Consider the following 16,476-nt stretch of genomic DNA (forward strand, 5'->3'; position numbering starts at 1 on the left):
ACTCTAGTCCCTTCCTAAATAAATACTTAAGAAATAGAGTAAAGTAGCTAACGAACCTATTGCTGCTACTACATAAGTTCTAGCAGCCCATTTCAACGAATCTTCGGACATTTTATACTCTTCTTGGTTCACTACATTGTGATCTTTCAGCCAAGCAAGGGCCCTGTTGCTAGCATCATATTCTACAGGTAATGTAATAAAACTGAAAAGAGTTCCCAGTCCAAACATGATAATTCCAGCTAGTAAAACCATTTGGCCAACACCCACAGAAACCATAGTCATCAATATAAGACCTCCAAAAATGACCCATTGGCTCCACTGAGAAGCTACACTCACAAGGGGAACAAGTTGACTCCTCATTTCCAGCCAAGAGTAGGCTTTAGCATGTTGTACAGCATGACCTACTTCGTGAGCAGCAACAGCTGCAGCCGCCGCATTTCTTTGGCTGTAAACACTCTCACTGAGGTTGATTGTTTTTTTGGTGGGATGATAATGGTCGGTTAATTGTCCTGGTGTTGAAATGACTTTCACATCATAGATATGATGATCTTCTAGCATTTTCTTGGCGATTTCTGCACCACTCATTCCATTCTGAAGTTGAATTTTAGAATATTTTTTGAATTTTTTCTTCAGTGTATTACTCACATACCAGCTCACAAGTAGTATTGCTCCAATTAATATATAGTATCCTATCATTTTGTTATAGTTTTTATGATAAATATCTTATCAAAAGTTTGACCAAAACCTCATTTGTCATGTCTATTTTTCAAATATAAATTCTAAAGTTTCTAGATCTGCATTTTCATTATTACTACTTCCAAGATCAAGATATTCGTTCACCTGAGCTCTAGTAATAGTAAATTTTAAAAGGTCGTTACTAAGCTGAACAGAAACACTTTCTGTTGTTGTAGAATTATCGATGGTGGTAGTGGCTGTCAAAGTGCCACTTTCTAAGCTGTAACTGCCAGTGTTAATAGTGTCTGTGCAGCTTAACTCATCGTTATTTTCTCCTATAAAATCAAGTTTTGGATAAGTAAATGAATAGGTGTCATTTTCAAAATTAATTGCCATGGTTGAAAAGCAATCGGTTTCAAGCCTTAGATTTGTATTTGAAATCCCATCGTTATTTAGGTCTGTAGGTTCATTTGCATTCAGTTCAACCAAAAACCAATTTCCTTGAATATCACTTTGGGATAATGCTTGTGGAGTGTTATCGTCGTTGCTACATCCCAAAAGAATAAGGCTTACTAAAAGGGTGGAAACATACTTTAATAAATTCATAAGTCTACTTTTTTGAGCTAATGTACTCTCTAAATACTTGAAGATAAATACACTTAACAAAATATTCTTGACCATACCTTGCTATATAAATTTATAATCGTAAATTTGCATCCTTATTTTCAAGACCTTGAAAGTAAAAAGGAATGTTTAATTATTTAAAAATTTAAGTGTGGATACATTAAGTTACAAAACGGTTTCTACCAACAAAGCAACTGCTGATAAGCAATGGGTTGTTGTAGATGCCGCCGGACAATCTCTTGGACGTGTATCTTCTATTGTTGCCAAATTTTTGAGAGGTAAGTACAAACCTAGTTTTAGCCCTCATGTAGACTGTGGAGACAACGTAATTGTTGTTAACGCTGAAAAAGTCAACTTGACAGGTAAGAAGTGGGACTCAAAAAATTATATCCGATATACAGGATATCCAGGTGGACAAAGAAGTCTAACAGCTCAAGAAGTATTTGACAAGAGCCCAGAGCGTCTTGTTGAAAAATCTGTAAAGGGAATGCTACCTAAAAACAAATTAGGTTCAGCATTGTTTAGAAATCTTCGAGTCTTTACAGGCGCAGAGCACAGTTTAAGTGCTCAAAAACCAAAAGAAATTAATATAAACGAACTAGTGTAAATGGAGACAATTCACAAAATTGGCCGTAGAAAAACAGCCGTAGCTAGAGTTTATCTTTCTGAGGGTAAAGGTGAAATTACAGTTAACAAGAAAAAAGCTAACGAGTATTTTACAACAGGACCTTTACTTTACAAAATAAATCAAGCCCTTACATTGACAGGGAATGAGGATAAATTTGATATCAATGTAAATGTCTTTGGTGGAGGTATCACCGGACAAGCAGAAGCTATCAGACTTGCCTTATCCAGAGCAATGTGCGAGCTAGACCCAGAAAATAGAGCTACTTTAAAACCAGAAGGATTACTTACTAGAGATCCTAGAATGGTTGAGCGTAAAAAATTCGGTCAGAAAAAAGCAAGAAAGAAATTCCAATTCTCAAAACGTTAATCGAGAATTTCCTTCACAAATTGAAATTATTAACAGTTCAATTTTTTGTTGTTATCTGGAGTACAAACCCAGAGTTAGTTTAGCATCTAAATGAATAAGGCCAATACCAATTGCCACTTATTTATTGCTATCCCAACAGAAGAACGTAAACTAAAACAAAAATGGCAAATCAAATAGTAGTCAAGGATTTACTTGACGCTGGTGTACATTTCGGACACCTTACCAGACGATGGAATCCAAACATGGCTCCCTATGTATACATGGAGCGTAATGGTATTCACATCATCAACCTTTACAAGACAGTTGCTAAAATGGAAGAAGCTGGAGAAGCTCTTTCTAAAATAGCAGCAAGCGGAAGAAAAATTCTTTTCGTCGCTACCAAAAAACAAGCTAAAGAAATTGTAGCTCAAGAATCTCTAAGAGCTCAGATGCCTTATATCACCGAAAGGTGGCCTGGTGGAATGTTGACGAATTTTGTCACCATTAGAAAATCGGTTAAAAAAATGGCAACCGTAGACCGTATGAAAAAAGACGGAACTTTCAATTCTCTTTCTAAAAAAGAAAGATTGCAGGTTGACAGGATGAGAGCTAAACTTGAGAAAAACTTAGGGTCTATTTCAGAAATGTCTAGATTACCTGCTGCAATTTTCGTTGTAGATACTTTAAGAGAGCATATTGCGGTAAAAGAAGCACAAAAATTAAACATTCCTGTTTTTGCAATGGTAGATACCAACTCCAATCCTAGAGATGTGGATTATGCTATCCCAGCTAATGACGATGCTTCTAAATCTATCCATAAGATTATGTCCTATATGACAGACTCTATTCTTGAAGGTTTAAACGAACGTAAGGACGGTAAAGACAGTGGAGAAGCTAAGCCTGCTAAAGCTAAAAAAGAAGCGAGTACTGAAGCTAAGCCAGCTAAAGCTGAGAAAAAAGCAACAGTAAAAGAAGAAGCTTCTGAAGATAAAACTAAAGAAGAAACAAGCACTGAGGCTAAACCAGAAAAAGTTGAGAAAAAAGGACCAGTAGTTGAAGAAGTTCCTACTGATAAAGCTGAGCCTGAAAAACCAGCTGGAGAAGAGAACAGAGTTTCAGAATAAAATAGACTAAACCATAACAAGTCGCTTAAGTCTTTGCTTAAGCGACTTTCATGTTAACACAAAATACATATATCATGGCAAAAATTACGGCTGCTGAAGTCAATAAGCTTAGAAAAAGTACTGGTGCTGGAATGATGGATTGTAAAAAAGCTCTTGTAGAAAGCGAGGGTGATTTTGACAAGGCTATCGAAATCTTAAGAAAAAAAGGTCAAAAAGTAGCAGCAAAAAGAGCAGACAGAGATTCTTCTGAAGGTGCTGTTATTGCTTCTGTAAATGAGGACGCCACTAAAGGTGTAATTGTTTCTTTAAACTGTGAAACTGATTTCGTTGCTAAAAACGATTCGTTTACAAAAATGGCTCATGATTTCGCAAACTTAGCACTTGGTGTCGAGACGAAAGAAGAGTTGCTTAAACTAGATTACAACGGAATTACAGTTGAAGAAAAATTAACTGAGCAAACCGGAGTTATTGGTGAGAAAATCGAAATTGGAGATTTTAGAATTTTAAAAGCAGCATTCGTTGGATCTTATATCCATGCTGGTAATAAAATTGCTGTTTTAACAGGTCTTTCTAAGCCTGCTGAAGGCGCAGAAGAAGTAGCTAAAGAAGTTTCTATGCAAGCTGCTGCTATGAATCCAGTAGCACTTAACGAAGCAGGTGTCGATCAAACTACCATAGATAAAGAGATTGAAATTGCAAAAGATCAGTTGAGACAAGAAGGGAAACCTGAAAACATGCTAGACAAAATTGCTGAAGGAAAAATTAAGCGTTTCTTTAAAGACAACACTCTAGTGAACCAAGACTTTATCAAAGACAATAAAATTTCTGTTGCCCAACACGTTAAAACATTGGGCGATGTCGAGATTGTAGCTTTTGAAAGAGTTGCTTTAGGGTAATCTTATAGTATAAATACAATAAGCCCTTTCGTTTTTGCGAAGGGGCTTTTTTGTGTTTAAAAATGAGCAACATAACTCATTTATCAGAATAAGATAATCCCTATATTTGCAAAACTTTATTTAAAATTCACTATGCAGTATAAACGTGTTTTACTCAAACTCTCCGGAGAAGCTCTAATGGGCGATCGCAAATATGGAATTGATCCTAAGCGATTAGACGATTACGCCAAGGAGATTAAAAGTATAATCGATAAAGGGGTGGAAGTCGCGATTGTGATAGGTGGAGGTAATATTTTTCGGGGTATAGCTGGTGCCAGTAAGGGTTTGGATCGAGTTCAAGGTGACCACATGGGCATGCTTGCCACTGTGATTAACGGTCTTGCCTTACAAAGCTCTTGTGAAGATAATGGAATGCAAACTAGGTTGCAGTCTGCCATTAAAATCAATGAAGTTGCAGAACCTTTTATAAGACGTAAAGCGATAAGACACCTAGAAAAAGGAAGAGTAGTTATTTTTGGTGGAGGCACGGGCAATCCTTATTTTACAACAGATTCTGCTGCTGTGCTTAGGGCTATAGAAATGGAAGCCGATGTGATTTTGAAAGGAACACGAGTAGACGGTATTTACACATCAGATCCAGAAAGCAATACTGATGCAACAAAATTTGATTTTATCAGTTTTGATGATGTATTAAGGAAGGGCTTAAAAGTGATGGATACCACTGCATTTACTTTAAGTCAAGAAAATAAGTTACCCATCATAGTATTTGATATGAACACCCCAGGAAATTTATTGAGAATTATTTCAGGAGAAAATATTGGAACTAAAGTTAATTTATAGAATAAAAAGTCATGAACGAAGAAATAGAATTTATTATAGATAGCACCAAAGAATCCATGGAGCAAGCTATCCAACATTTAAGAAAACAGTTGGCCAGCATTAGAGCAGGGAAAGCAAATCCTTCGATGCTATCTTCGGTAATGGTAGAATACTATGGGGCTAAAACACCTATTAGTCAAGTGAGTAATATCAATACTCCAGATGCTAGAACCTTGACTATCCAACCCTTTGAAAAAAGTATTATGAAGGATATTGAAAAGGGGATTATGAATGCTAATTTAGGATTTAACCCAATGAACAATGGGGAAAGTGTTATCATAAATGTTCCTCCACTTACTGAAGAAAGGCGTCTTCAACTTTCTAAACAGGCTAAAGCTGAAGCTGAAGAAGCTAAAATTGGGGTTAGAAACGACAGAAGAAATGCTATGAATGAGATTAAAAAAGCAGACCTTCCCGAAGATGTTCAAAAAGACACTGAAGACGATATACAGAAATTGACCGATTCTTTTATTGAAGAGATTGATAAAATCTATAGCGGTAAAGAAAAAGAAATCATGACTGTTTAGTCTCAACGAACAATTCGTTTTAAAAGTTCAGCATTTGAATATACAACATCTCTTCACTTTTTTTCTATTCATCCTTGTGTTGAGCTCCAATGCTCAATCTATAGTTTCTGGAAAAATTGTTGAAAATACAAAAGAAGAGACCTCCATCTCCAACGCTGTTTTGATCACCAATCAACAGCGTTATTTTTTTTCCAACCATGCGGGAGAGTTTAGTTTTGAATTGAATCCCAATGAGCATGTAGACCAAATCTTAGCGAAAGGCTATTTGGTTTATAATCAGGAAAATCTTTCTTCTCTTATCAAAATGCAACCTTCCGAAGCCTCCATAGGAACACGACTAAAAGGTTCGGAAATTGCTGAAGTAACCAAACAGCAAGTAGCTTCTTCGAACTTCCAGTTCAAGAGCTTTAGTAAAACGGTAATCAGCAACGAAGCTCCCGATTTTGTATTGAGAAAAGACTTAGATTTTAGATTAACTCAGAGTAGAGGTCTTCAGCAAAAGATCAATGCAATATCAGTAGAAGGTCTTGAAGGGGTAATTCCAAAAATGGTAAATAAAGACATCCACTTTTTTAATTGGTTTCAAACTTATGTCAAAATTTTCGAAGACCAATTTGTCTCTCCGTTTAACAACTTGAATAAATCCATTTATGAATTTTATTCGATTTACGAAGATGCTCAAGTAGAAATCATAAGCATTGAGCCTCTCTTAAAAGGATTTCAGAGATCGTTTAAAGGGGTTTTGGTTTTAGATAAATCTTCTTTGAAATTTAAAAAAATTCAAGTCACTCTCTATGCAGATTACAAGTTGACCCTGTCAACAGAATTTGATAACAAGTTAGGATTACCATCAGCCACAGAGCTATACATTTCCCCAGGAGATGGAGGTAAAAAAGTGTCGTTTTTTGGAGGAGGTTTAGATTTTGGACGTATCCAAAAGAAAAATCCAAAACAAGATAAGGCTAAATTAGTCCACCAACAGATTTACTTTGACTATAAAAGCGGAGATACTATAAGTCCTTTCTCTAAGCAACTAAGTAAAATCCTTGAGGATCGAGACTATACGGTTCCATATACGTATTGGGAGGAATTGGACTATGACTTCATCAAAGGAAAAGCTCTGGATACATTAGCTTTGAGGCTATACGTCGACAAGGAAAATGTAAAGAATCGAGTTAAGAGAATCTCAGCATTCGATGCTGGTTATCTTCCTGTAGGTATCGTAGATATTGATTTAACACGCCTGATTAAGGTAAATAACTACGAAGGCCTAAGGCTTGGGTTAGGTTTACAGACCAATCAATCTTTTTCTGAAAAATATAGGATTGGTGGTTTTACAGCTTATGGAACTCAAGATGAAAACATTAAATATGGTCTCAATGTCGGGAAATTACTCAATGCCAACACAAGCACATGGTTAAATGCTTTTTACGACAACGATATTGAAGAGGTAGGAACCAATAGTTACCTCACCGATCAACGCGTCTATTCTTTGTTTGAACCTAGATTGGTTAATATTACTTTTTTCTATAAGTATGAAAAATACGGGTTAAGCTTGCAGCATAACTTTACACCGCAGCTAATGTCGGAGTTGAAAGTGGATAAAAACAGCATATCTCAAACACGAGCCTATGCTTTTGAAAACGATGGGAATTTGTTTGAGAATTATAACTTAGCTACGGCGACCTTAGGGTTAAGGTGGACACCAAACTATACCTATTCCAAAGTTGGTAGAAGAATTTATATCGATAACGAGTTCACCCCAGAAATTACAGCACAACTAAGCCAAAGTATTGAAGGGGTTTTAGACGGTGACTTCAGTTTTACAAAGCTAAGTGCAAAAATAGATTACGATTTTCAACATAGCTGGGGGAGTCTGTCTAGCATAGAGCTTGGAGGTGATTTGGGATTTGGCGACATCCCTTTAATGCATACGTTTCACGCTTTTCCCAATAGTCCAAACAAGCCGACAGTATTGAATAGATTTTCAGTTGCTGGTATAAAAAGTTTTGAAACTATGTATTTCAACGAGTTTTTCAGCACCAAATTAGCAACGCTTCATCTTAAACATAGACTTGCTCCTTTTAAACTTTCAAATACAATTCAACCCGAATTAGTTTTGATTTCTCGACATGCTATTGGTGATTTCCAAAATCCAGAACGTCACCAAAACATTGCTTTCAATACCTTGTCCCAAGGCTATAACGAAGCGGGGCTAGAAATCAATAAATTACTTTTCGGATTTGGTTTGAGTTTTGCTTACCGCTATGGGGCTTACCATTTGCCAGAATTTGAAGATAATCTTTCTCTTAAATTTACTTTCTATCTAAAGCTTTAACTTTGAAACGGTTTACACATTTGATTTTTTACATTTGCAAATTCAGATTATAATTTATGCATAAGGTGTTTAGCTTTGGATTTTGGAATTTTATCGCTAGTAGGATTCTCAGAAATAGGATTGTCATTATTCTTATCCTTCTAGGAATAACTGTATTTCTAAGTATGCAGTGGCAGCACATGCAGTTTTCTTATTCTGAAGCTAATATGCTTCCAGATGATGCTCCTATCAATCAACAATATGCAGATTTTGAAGAGAAATTTGGATCTGATGGGAATGTGATTATGCTCGCCACAGATGATGAGGATTTATTCACGCTGGAAAAGTTTAAAGCTTGGAAAACACTATCTGATACTCTTGCTACCTTTCCTGAAATAAAATCTGTTATTGGGATTCATAATCTTCAAGAATTGATAAAACTTGAAAATCCTAAGCGTTTTGAAATGCAACAGATTTTAAGCAAAAGCACTGATATTTCAAAACAACAGCTGGAAGCTTACAGCAAGTCTCTATTCACAGATTACCCTTTTTATGATGGATTGATTTTCAATTCTAAAAATAAAACTGTGCAAACTGTAGCGTATATGCAAGACAGCATAGTCAACGCTGAAGGGCGTAAGGTTTTTATCATGGAGAAGTTTGTTCCCTTGATAGAGTCGTTTAAGAAAAACCACAATATCGAGCTTCATGTTTCCGGGATGCCCTACATACGAACTCTCAATTCGCAAAATATTGTAGATGAAATCCAATGGTTTGTATTAGCAGCTTTATTGGTAACCTCAGTTATATTCTTCTTCTTTTTTAGGTCATTTCGTGCCACATTAATTTCAATGTTAACCGTTATAATTGGTGTGATGTGGGCTTTTGGATTTATGGGCCTCCTTGGTTTCGAAATTACTGTCTTAACTGCTGTCATCCCGCCACTTATTATCATTATAGGGATTCCAAACTGTATTTTCTTGATCAATAAATACCAGCATGAAATCAAAAAACATGGTAACCAGGCAAAGTCTCTTCAGCGTGTAATTACTAAAATTGGAAATGCCACACTGATGACTAATGTCACTACAGCTTCGGGATTTGCAACCTTCATTTTCACTCAAAGTGAATTACTAAAAGAGTTTGGGATTTTAGCTTCCATCAACATTATTGCCATTTTTATTTTGAGTCTTCTTATTATACCTATTATCTATAGTTACATGCCATTGCCCAATGATAAGCACCTAAGACATCTTGGTAAACAATGGATAGAAGGCTTTGTAGAATGGATTGTGAAGATGGTAAGGGATAAAAGAATTACTATTTACTTCACCTCTGTAGCCGTTTTAGGGATAAGCATCATAGGTATTTTCAATATTAAAATTTCTGGGAGTCTACTTGAGGATATGCCACAAAATGCTGAATTCTTTGAGGATATTAAATTCTTTGAAGATAAGTTTGATGGTGTTTTACCCCTAGAAATTATGATTAACACTAAAAGGCCAAATAGTGTGATCAAGTTATCAACTTTGAAAAAGATGGATCAATTGGCCTCCGAAATTGTTGATATTAAAGAGCTTTCGGCGCCTTTATCGGTCGTTAATCTGGCTAAATATTCCAAGCAAGCCTTTTATAATAATAACCCCAAGTACTACCAATTACCAACCTCTCAGGAGCAAACTTTTATGTCGCCGTACCTCAAGAGTATGGAAAATATGAAAGGAGCTGGAATCAGTTCGTATGTGGATTCTACAGGACAATTTGCGAGGATGACCATGTTTATGAAGGATATCACGACAGAGGAAATCAAAAAAATTGAAGATAGGCTCTTACCCAAGATCCAAAAGATATTTCCAGAAGACCGTTATGAAGTGACTATGACAGGAAAAGCTCTGGTTTATCAAAAAGGGACGCATTATTTGGTAGACAATTTAGTCTTATCTCTTTCCTTAGCTATTTTGCTAATTGCTCTATTTATGGCCTGGATGTTTCGTTCTTTTAGGATGATTTTGATTTCCCTTATTCCTAATCTACTGCCTTTATTGATGACCGCTGGTATGATGGGCTTTCTAGGGGTTCCTATAAAGCCATCTACAATTCTTGTCTTCAGCATAGCGTTTGGGATAAGCGTAGACGATACCATCCACTTTTTGGCAAAATACAGGCAAGAGTTAAAGGCGAATCATTGGAAAATAAAGCGGTCTGTATATCCAGCTTTAAGGGAAACTACCGTGAGTATGTTTTATACCTCTATCGTTTTATTCTTCGGGTTTTCAGTGTTTATGATCTCAAGTTTTGGAGGAACCGTTGCCCTAGGAGGCTTAGTTTCTGCAACACTCCTTTTTGCTATGCTGGCTAATTTACTGTTGTTGCCTTCTTTATTGCTTTCATTAGAAAGAAGCATCGCCAATCAAAAAACAATGAAGGAGCCTCAAATGAGCATCATCGATGAAGAAGACGAAGAACTGTTATGAAAAATGATATTTTCCATTTCAAAGAGTTTGATGTTATCCAATCGAAATCTGCCATGAAGATTGGCACGGACGCTGTATTGCTAGGAGCATGGGTACCATTAACTCATACTGAACTTAAAGTATTAGATATTGGAGCGGGAACTGGGGTTCTAAGCCTTCAGATAGCACAACGCTCCATCGCAGATACAATAGACGCAGTGGAAATTGATCCAGATGCTTTTGAAGAATGTGTTACCAATTTTGAAAATAGCCCTTGGGGAGATAGATTGTTTTGTTATCATGCCGGGTTCGTAGAATTCTATTCTGAAATGGAGGAGACCTACGACCTAATTATTTCGAATCCCCCCTTTTTTCAGTCCCCGTTAAATTCTGAATCCAAAATTAACTCAAGAGAAACGGCAAGATTTCAAGACCGTCTTAATTTTGAGGAGTTGTTAAAAGGGGTGTCTGTTTTATTAGCAGAAGATGGTCAGTTTAGCCTTATACTCCCTTATCCAAAAATGGAAGAATTCATACAAAAGGCAGAAGACTACGCTTTATTTCCAACAACAATTCTAAATGTAAGAGGCCATTCATCTTCCCCCCTTAAGCGATCGCTTATTACTTTCAGAAGAAATAAAGAAGAGACTATTAAGCAAAACGAATTGATTATTGAGTTGGAAAGGCACCACTATACCCAAGATTATATAGATTTAGTAAAAGATTTCTACTTAAAGATGTGATTATTTACGATTTAGTCAAAATAATAACAAAGCTTCACAAGTGTTCAGAATTCTATTCCTTAAATTTGTATTACACTTTTTGACATAACATTATGAGACAAGATACTTTCCAAGCCCCAGATTACTACGAAATCGACGATTTGCTAACCGAAGAACACCGGATGATTCGTCAAGCTGCTCGTGACTGGGTAAAGCGCGATGTAAGTCCAATTATAGAAGAGGCTGCACAAAAAGCAGAATTTCCAAAATCAATTATCAAAGGTTTATCAAGTATTGGTGCTTTTGGTCCTTATATTCCCGAAGAATATGGCGGTGCAGGACTTGACCAGATTTCTTATGGATTAATCATGCAAGAAATAGAACGAGGTGATAGTGGCGTAAGGTCCACAGCTTCTGTTCAATCTTCTTTGGTCATGTTTCCTATTTATGAATATGGGACTGAAGAGCAGCGTAAGAAATTTTTACCCAAATTAGCCTCGGGTGAATTTATGGGATCGTTTGGGTTAACCGAACCTGATCATGGTTCTAACCCAAGTGGTATGACAACTCACTTTGTAGATAAAGGGGATCATTATTTACTTAACGGAGCGAAAATGTGGATTTCTAACTCCCCATTTTGCGATGTTGCGGTGGTCTGGGCTAAAAGTGAAGAAGGTAGAATACATGGACTTATCGTAGAGCGAGGTATGGATGGGTTTTCCACTCCTGAAACTCATAACAAATGGTCGCTTAGAGCTTCTGCAACTGGTGAATTGATTTTTCAAGACGTGAAAGTTCCTAAAGAAAATTTGCTTCCAGGTAAAAGCGGCTTAGGTGCACCATTGTCATGTTTAGATTCAGCTCGATATGGTATAGCCTGGGGTGCTATTGGAGCAGCAATGGATTGTTACGATACTGCTTTGCGTTATTCTAAAGAACGTATTCAATTTGGAAAACCTATCGCTGGTTTTCAATTACAACAAAAGAAACTCGCTGAAATGATTACTGAAATCACAAAAGCACAGCTTTTGGCATTGAGATTGGGTCAGTTGAAAAATGAAGGTAAAGCTTCGACAGCTCAAATTTCTATGGCTAAACGAAATAATGTAGAAATGGCTATACATATTGCCAGAGAATCTCGGCAAATCCTCGGCGGAATGGGAATTACAGGAGAATATAGCATCATGCGCCATATGATGAATCTCGAGAGTGTAATTACTTACGAAGGCACTCACGATATCCATTTATTGATTACAGGTCTAGACATTACAGGCTTATCTGCGTTCAAATAAGTAGGATACTTTTTAAATAGAATATAAAAACTGCAGCCAGTTGAACTTGTTTCGACTGGTTTTTTTAATTTTGGAAAAATAATAGAAAGATGAAGCAGGTTGAGCAGGTAAAAGAAAGTTTAAAAGGGCTAAGAGACCAACTTATGGCTCACAAGCTATATAAAGATGTAGAAAGCCCACAGGATTTAAAAATCTTTATGAAGCACCATGTTTTTGCAGTTTGGGATTTTATGTCACTATTAAAGTCGCTTCAAACTCAACTCACCTGTACCACTTCACCATGGGTTCCTCTAGGAAATCCGAAGCATAGATATCTCATAAATGAAATTGTCTTGGCAGAAGAAACAGATCTCAATTGTTATGGTGAGCGCCAAAGCCATTTTGAGATGTATTTGGATGCCATGAAAAAGGCTGAATCCTCCACCAATGCAATTCATGAGTTTGTTAGCCAAGTACAGCACGGGACTGATATCTTTTTGGTGATTTCAACCAGTGACTTACCAATTTCTGTCAAAGAATTTCTATTGTTTACATTTAATGTTATCAAAAGAAACAAACCTCATGAGATTGCTGCTTGCTTTACTTTTGGTAGAGAAGAATTGATTCCAGATATGTTTACCTCTATCATAGGTGAAATACAAAAGAACTTTCCAAAAGAGGATTTAAGTTTGTTTAAATACTATTTCGATAGGCATATTGAATTGGATGCAGACGAACATGGTCCTATGGCTTTAGAATTAATCACCGAGTTGTGTGGGTCAGATAAAGAAAAGTGGAAAGAAGTAGAGATTTGCTCTCGAGAAGCTTTAGAAAAGAGGCTAGGTTTATGGAACGGGATCGCTAAAGAAATAAATTACTACAAGGCTATTGCTTAAGTATTAAAACCCTCATTATTACTAAATTAAGACACTTGCAGATCTAGTTCAAATTTACTCCTCACTAGGAGCTATCTCAATTTTAAGACCCTCCATACGTTCAGTAATAGGGAGTTGACAGCTTAATCTGCTATTATCTTCTACATAGAAAGCTTCAGCAAGCATAGCTTCCTCTTCATCACCCTTTTCTGGGAGTGGAGTGTTGGATTGGACATAGCACTGGCAAGACGCACACATGGCCATACCTCCACAGATGCCAATAGTACCTTCAGGTGCAAGTTCATAAGAACGAATAACCTCCATGAGATTCATAGCCATATCCGTGGGAGCATCTACTTGGTGGGACGTTCCTTCCCGATCGACTATTGTAATTTTTACATCCATAAGAATTCTCCTATCAAAGTTTAATTTGGTAAACAAAAGTACTAGGTCTGTAGCTACATGGTTAGTACTTTCGTGATGATTTTAAATAAAACACCTTGCTAAGATGTTTCCTAGCAAGGTGAGTTCGTTTGTAATATACTATCAATCAATACTTCTTATTACGGCCTTAGGAGCCTCTTTTCTAGTGCCATCAAATCCAGTCACACCACCTACTGTTGTATACTTCATCACATAGCGTTTATCAGGATGGATTCTCCGAAAAGCGCTCTGACACATAAGCGTAGCTTCATGGAAACCACATAAAATTAATTTCAATTTTCCAGGATAGGTATTCACATCTCCAATAGCGTATATTCCAGGAATATTAGTTTGATAATCTAAGGTATTATCGACTTTTATAGCATTCTTTTCAATTTCTAATCCCCAGTCGGCAATAGGTCCTAATTTAGGGGACAAACCAAATAATGGGATAAAATAATCTGTATCTAATTCGAAATCCTCCTCAGGATTATTGTTCATTCTTATAGACACGGACTCCAAGTGCTCGCCTCCGTGAACATCTACAATCTCTGCTGGAGTGATCAATTTTATTTTACCGATATCTTTTAATTCTTTCACACGATCTACGGACTCTAGAGCTCCTCTGAATTCATTTCGCCTATGGACTAAAGTTACTTCAGAAGCAATATCTGCCAAGTAAATACTCCAGTCCAAAGCAGAATCTCCACCACCTGCAATAACCACAGATTTATCTCTGAACTGCTCAGGGTCTTTTACCATGTAGTGAACTCCTTTATTTTCAAACAAAGAAAGATTAGCAATAGGTGGCTTTCTCGGTACAAAGCTCCCTAGACCTCCAGCAATCGCAATGATAGGGGCATGGTGTTTTGTTCCATGGTCTGTAGTGACAATAAAGCTTCCATCTTCTTGCTTTTCAATATCTTGAGCTTTTTCGCCCAAAGTAAATCCTGGTTGGAAAGATTTGATTTGCTCCATCAAGTTATCGACCAGTTGTCCAGCTTTTACCTCAGGAAATCCTGGGATATCATAGATAGGTTTCTTCGGATAAAGCTCAGATAATTGTCCTCCAGGTTGTGGTAGGGCATCTATGATATGACACTTCAGCTTTAATAAACCTGCTTCAAATACTGCAAAAAGTCCCGTTGGACCGGCGCCTATAATTAGAATATCAGTTTTAATCATACTTAAAAGTAACGTTTGAATAAAAATTAAAAAATCTCACTTTTATTTGTTAGCAAATTGACCTGCCTTCACATTTATCACCTCTTTTATTTGAGGGGCATGTTTTTTTATCGTCATCTCTACTCCAGACTTTAAGGTCATTTGGTTGACTGTGCAGTCTACGCAAGTTCCTAAAAGTTGAACTTTAACCAGTGAGTCGTCTTCAATAGATAATAGCTCGATATCTCCACCATCACTTTTCAAAAAAGGACGAATTTCATCTAAAGCAACCTCTATTGTTCTTCTTAATTCTTGACCAGTTATCATATTTTCTTATTTTTTACGGCACTACAACCTGCCATGGTTGTTATCTTAATGGCTTCTGTAGGCGGTAAGTTGTTATTTCTATTCACCACTTGTTGTACAGTGTTTCTTGTTAATTCCTTGAAAGACTCACTAAGCGGTGTTCCATCTTGTAAAGCTGCAGGTCGACCGATATCGCCAGATTCTCTCAAGCTTTGTACCAAAGGAATCTCACCTAAGAAAGGCACCCCGATATCATCAGCAAGGTATTTAGCTCCTTTTTCTCCAAAGATGTAATATTTGTTATCGGGTAATTCCTCTGGAGTGAAATAGGCCATATTTTCGCAGATACCTAAAACAGGAACGTTGATGCTTTCCTGTTGAAACATAGACACTGCTTTTTTGGCGTCTGCCAAAGCCACATTTTGAGGTGTGCTCACAATTAAAGCTCCTGTAATGGGCATGGACTGCATAATTGATAAATGAATATCTCCTGTTCCTGGAGGAAGATCAACTAATAAGAAATCGAGTTCTCCCCAATCTGCATCAAAAATCATTTGATTGAGAGCCTTTGCGGCCATAGGTCCTCTCCAAATAACAGCTTGATCGGGTTTGGTGAAAAATCCTATCGACAATATTTTGACACCATAATTCTCAACTGGCTTCATTTTAGATTTACCGTCCTTGGTTACCGAAAGTGGCTTCTCATTAGCAACGTCAAACATTATTGGACCAGATGGGCCATAAATATCAGCATCCAAAAGCCCTACTTTAAATCCCATCTTAGTTAGAGTTACCGCAAGATTTGCAGTGACTGTAGATTTTCCAACGCCTCCTTTGCCAGAAGCGACGGCTATGATATTTTGAATCCCAGGGATGGGTTTGCCTTTTATTTCATTGGTGGCTTTTTTCTCTTTAGCCTCCACACTAATTTTTACTTCAACTTTGGCTTTTGCGTAAACGTGCTTATGGATAGCCTTCATTACATCTACCTCTGCACGTTTCTTAATATGTAGGGCTGGAGTAGATAGTTTTAGATCTATAACAACCTCATCGCCAAAAGTGACAATATTTTGTAAAGCTCCACTTTCTACTATGTTTTGACCTTCACCTGCAACGCTTATAGTTTCAAGAGCCTTTTTAATGTCGTCTTTATTGAGTTTCATACACTTATAAAAATTCTAATTAAGATTTAATCTAAATGCAAATATACAAGTTAATCATCTATTTGCTTATTTTATAAGCTATTT

General features: G+C 36.8%; 17 protein-coding genes. 11 read left to right on the forward strand and 6 right to left on the reverse strand.

Annotated elements, in window-relative coordinates:
* Window positions 1-3 precede the first annotated feature (3 nt).
* Together PGOND44_RS08415 and PGOND44_RS08420 are read right to left on the reverse strand one after the other, a co-directional pair.
* The gene (locus PGOND44_RS08415) at window positions 4-696 is read right to left on the reverse strand and encodes a zinc metallopeptidase (protein WP_003440100.1); all 693 of its coding nucleotides are present in this window, start codon (window positions 694-696) and stop codon (window positions 4-6) included.
* A 63-nt stretch (window positions 697-759) separates the two neighbouring features.
* The gene (locus tag PGOND44_RS08420; RefSeq protein WP_003440102.1) at window positions 760-1,281 is read right to left on the reverse strand and encodes a lipocalin family protein; all 522 of its coding nucleotides are present in this window, start codon (window positions 1,279-1,281) and stop codon (window positions 760-762) included.
* 169 nt (window positions 1,282-1,450) lie between these two features.
* Between PGOND44_RS08420 and rplM the strand changes: the two genes are divergently transcribed.
* From rplM to PGOND44_RS08475, 11 genes are all read left to right on the forward strand, one after another.
* Window positions 1,451-1,906, forward strand: a complete 456-nt coding sequence (gene rplM / locus PGOND44_RS08425) for a 50S ribosomal protein L13 (RefSeq protein ID WP_003440104.1) — start codon at window positions 1,451-1,453, stop codon at window positions 1,904-1,906.
* The gene (gene rpsI, locus PGOND44_RS08430) at window positions 1,907-2,293 is read left to right on the forward strand and encodes a 30S ribosomal protein S9 (protein ID WP_003440105.1); all 387 of its coding nucleotides are present in this window, start codon (window positions 1,907-1,909) and stop codon (window positions 2,291-2,293) included. It begins immediately after the preceding gene.
* Window positions 2,294-2,454: 161 nt separating this feature from the next.
* Window positions 2,455-3,396, forward strand: coding sequence for a 30S ribosomal protein S2 (gene rpsB / locus PGOND44_RS08435; RefSeq protein WP_003440107.1), 942 nt, complete (start codon window positions 2,455-2,457; stop codon window positions 3,394-3,396).
* 74 nt (window positions 3,397-3,470) lie between these two features.
* On the forward strand, window positions 3,471-4,292 hold the full coding sequence (gene tsf / locus PGOND44_RS08440) for a translation elongation factor Ts (RefSeq protein ID WP_003440109.1): 822 nt from the start codon (window positions 3,471-3,473) through the stop codon (window positions 4,290-4,292).
* Window positions 4,293-4,424: 132 nt separating this feature from the next.
* Window positions 4,425-5,132, forward strand: a complete 708-nt coding sequence (pyrH, locus tag PGOND44_RS08445; protein WP_003440116.1) for a UMP kinase — start codon at window positions 4,425-4,427, stop codon at window positions 5,130-5,132.
* A gap of 11 nt (window positions 5,133-5,143) precedes the next feature.
* Window positions 5,144-5,698, forward strand: a complete 555-nt coding sequence (gene frr / locus PGOND44_RS08450) for a ribosome recycling factor (protein WP_003440118.1) — start codon at window positions 5,144-5,146, stop codon at window positions 5,696-5,698.
* 34 nt (window positions 5,699-5,732) lie between these two features.
* Window positions 5,733-8,036, forward strand: coding sequence for a DUF5686 family protein (locus tag PGOND44_RS08455; protein WP_003440120.1), 2,304 nt, complete (start codon window positions 5,733-5,735; stop codon window positions 8,034-8,036).
* 56 nt (window positions 8,037-8,092) lie between these two features.
* Window positions 8,093-10,489, forward strand: a complete 2,397-nt coding sequence (locus PGOND44_RS08460) for an efflux RND transporter permease subunit (protein WP_040555948.1) — start codon at window positions 8,093-8,095, stop codon at window positions 10,487-10,489.
* The gene (locus PGOND44_RS08465) at window positions 10,486-11,211 is read left to right on the forward strand and encodes a tRNA1(Val) (adenine(37)-N6)-methyltransferase (RefSeq protein WP_003440123.1); all 726 of its coding nucleotides are present in this window, start codon (window positions 10,486-10,488) and stop codon (window positions 11,209-11,211) included. The genes PGOND44_RS08460 and PGOND44_RS08465 overlap by 4 nt, the downstream gene beginning before the upstream one ends.
* A 92-nt stretch (window positions 11,212-11,303) precedes the next feature.
* Complete coding sequence (locus PGOND44_RS08470) at window positions 11,304-12,482, forward strand: acyl-CoA dehydrogenase family protein (RefSeq protein ID WP_003440125.1); 1,179 nt, start codon at window positions 11,304-11,306, stop codon at window positions 12,480-12,482.
* An 89-nt stretch (window positions 12,483-12,571) separates the two neighbouring features.
* Complete coding sequence (locus PGOND44_RS08475) at window positions 12,572-13,357, forward strand: DUF3050 domain-containing protein (RefSeq protein ID WP_003440139.1); 786 nt, start codon at window positions 12,572-12,574, stop codon at window positions 13,355-13,357.
* Window positions 13,358-13,411: 54 nt separating this feature from the next.
* Here the strand turns inward: PGOND44_RS08475 and PGOND44_RS08480 are convergent, their stop codons facing one another.
* The 4 genes from PGOND44_RS08480 to PGOND44_RS08495 all read right to left on the reverse strand — a co-directional run bounded on the left by PGOND44_RS08480 (window position 13,412) and on the right by PGOND44_RS08495 (window position 16,392).
* Window positions 13,412-13,741, reverse strand: coding sequence for a 2Fe-2S iron-sulfur cluster-binding protein (locus PGOND44_RS08480; RefSeq protein ID WP_003440141.1), 330 nt, complete (start codon window positions 13,739-13,741; stop codon window positions 13,412-13,414).
* Between the two features lie 141 nt (window positions 13,742-13,882).
* Window positions 13,883-14,944 (reverse strand): NAD(P)/FAD-dependent oxidoreductase, encoded by a 1,062-nt coding sequence (locus PGOND44_RS08485; protein WP_003440144.1) that lies wholly within the window; start codon window positions 14,942-14,944, stop codon window positions 13,883-13,885.
* Between the two features lie 42 nt (window positions 14,945-14,986).
* On the reverse strand, window positions 14,987-15,250 hold the full coding sequence (locus PGOND44_RS08490) for a NifU family protein (protein ID WP_003440145.1): 264 nt from the start codon (window positions 15,248-15,250) through the stop codon (window positions 14,987-14,989).
* Window positions 15,247-16,392, reverse strand: a complete 1,146-nt coding sequence (locus PGOND44_RS08495; RefSeq protein WP_003440148.1) for an Mrp/NBP35 family ATP-binding protein — start codon at window positions 16,390-16,392, stop codon at window positions 15,247-15,249. Before PGOND44_RS08495 ends, PGOND44_RS08490 begins: the two co-directional genes overlap by 4 nt.
* Window positions 16,393-16,476 lie beyond the last annotated feature (84 nt).

This window comes from Psychroflexus gondwanensis ACAM 44, assembly GCF_000355905.1.
In the GTDB taxonomy this organism is placed as follows: Bacteria; Bacteroidota; Bacteroidia; order Flavobacteriales; family Flavobacteriaceae; genus Psychroflexus; species Psychroflexus gondwanensis.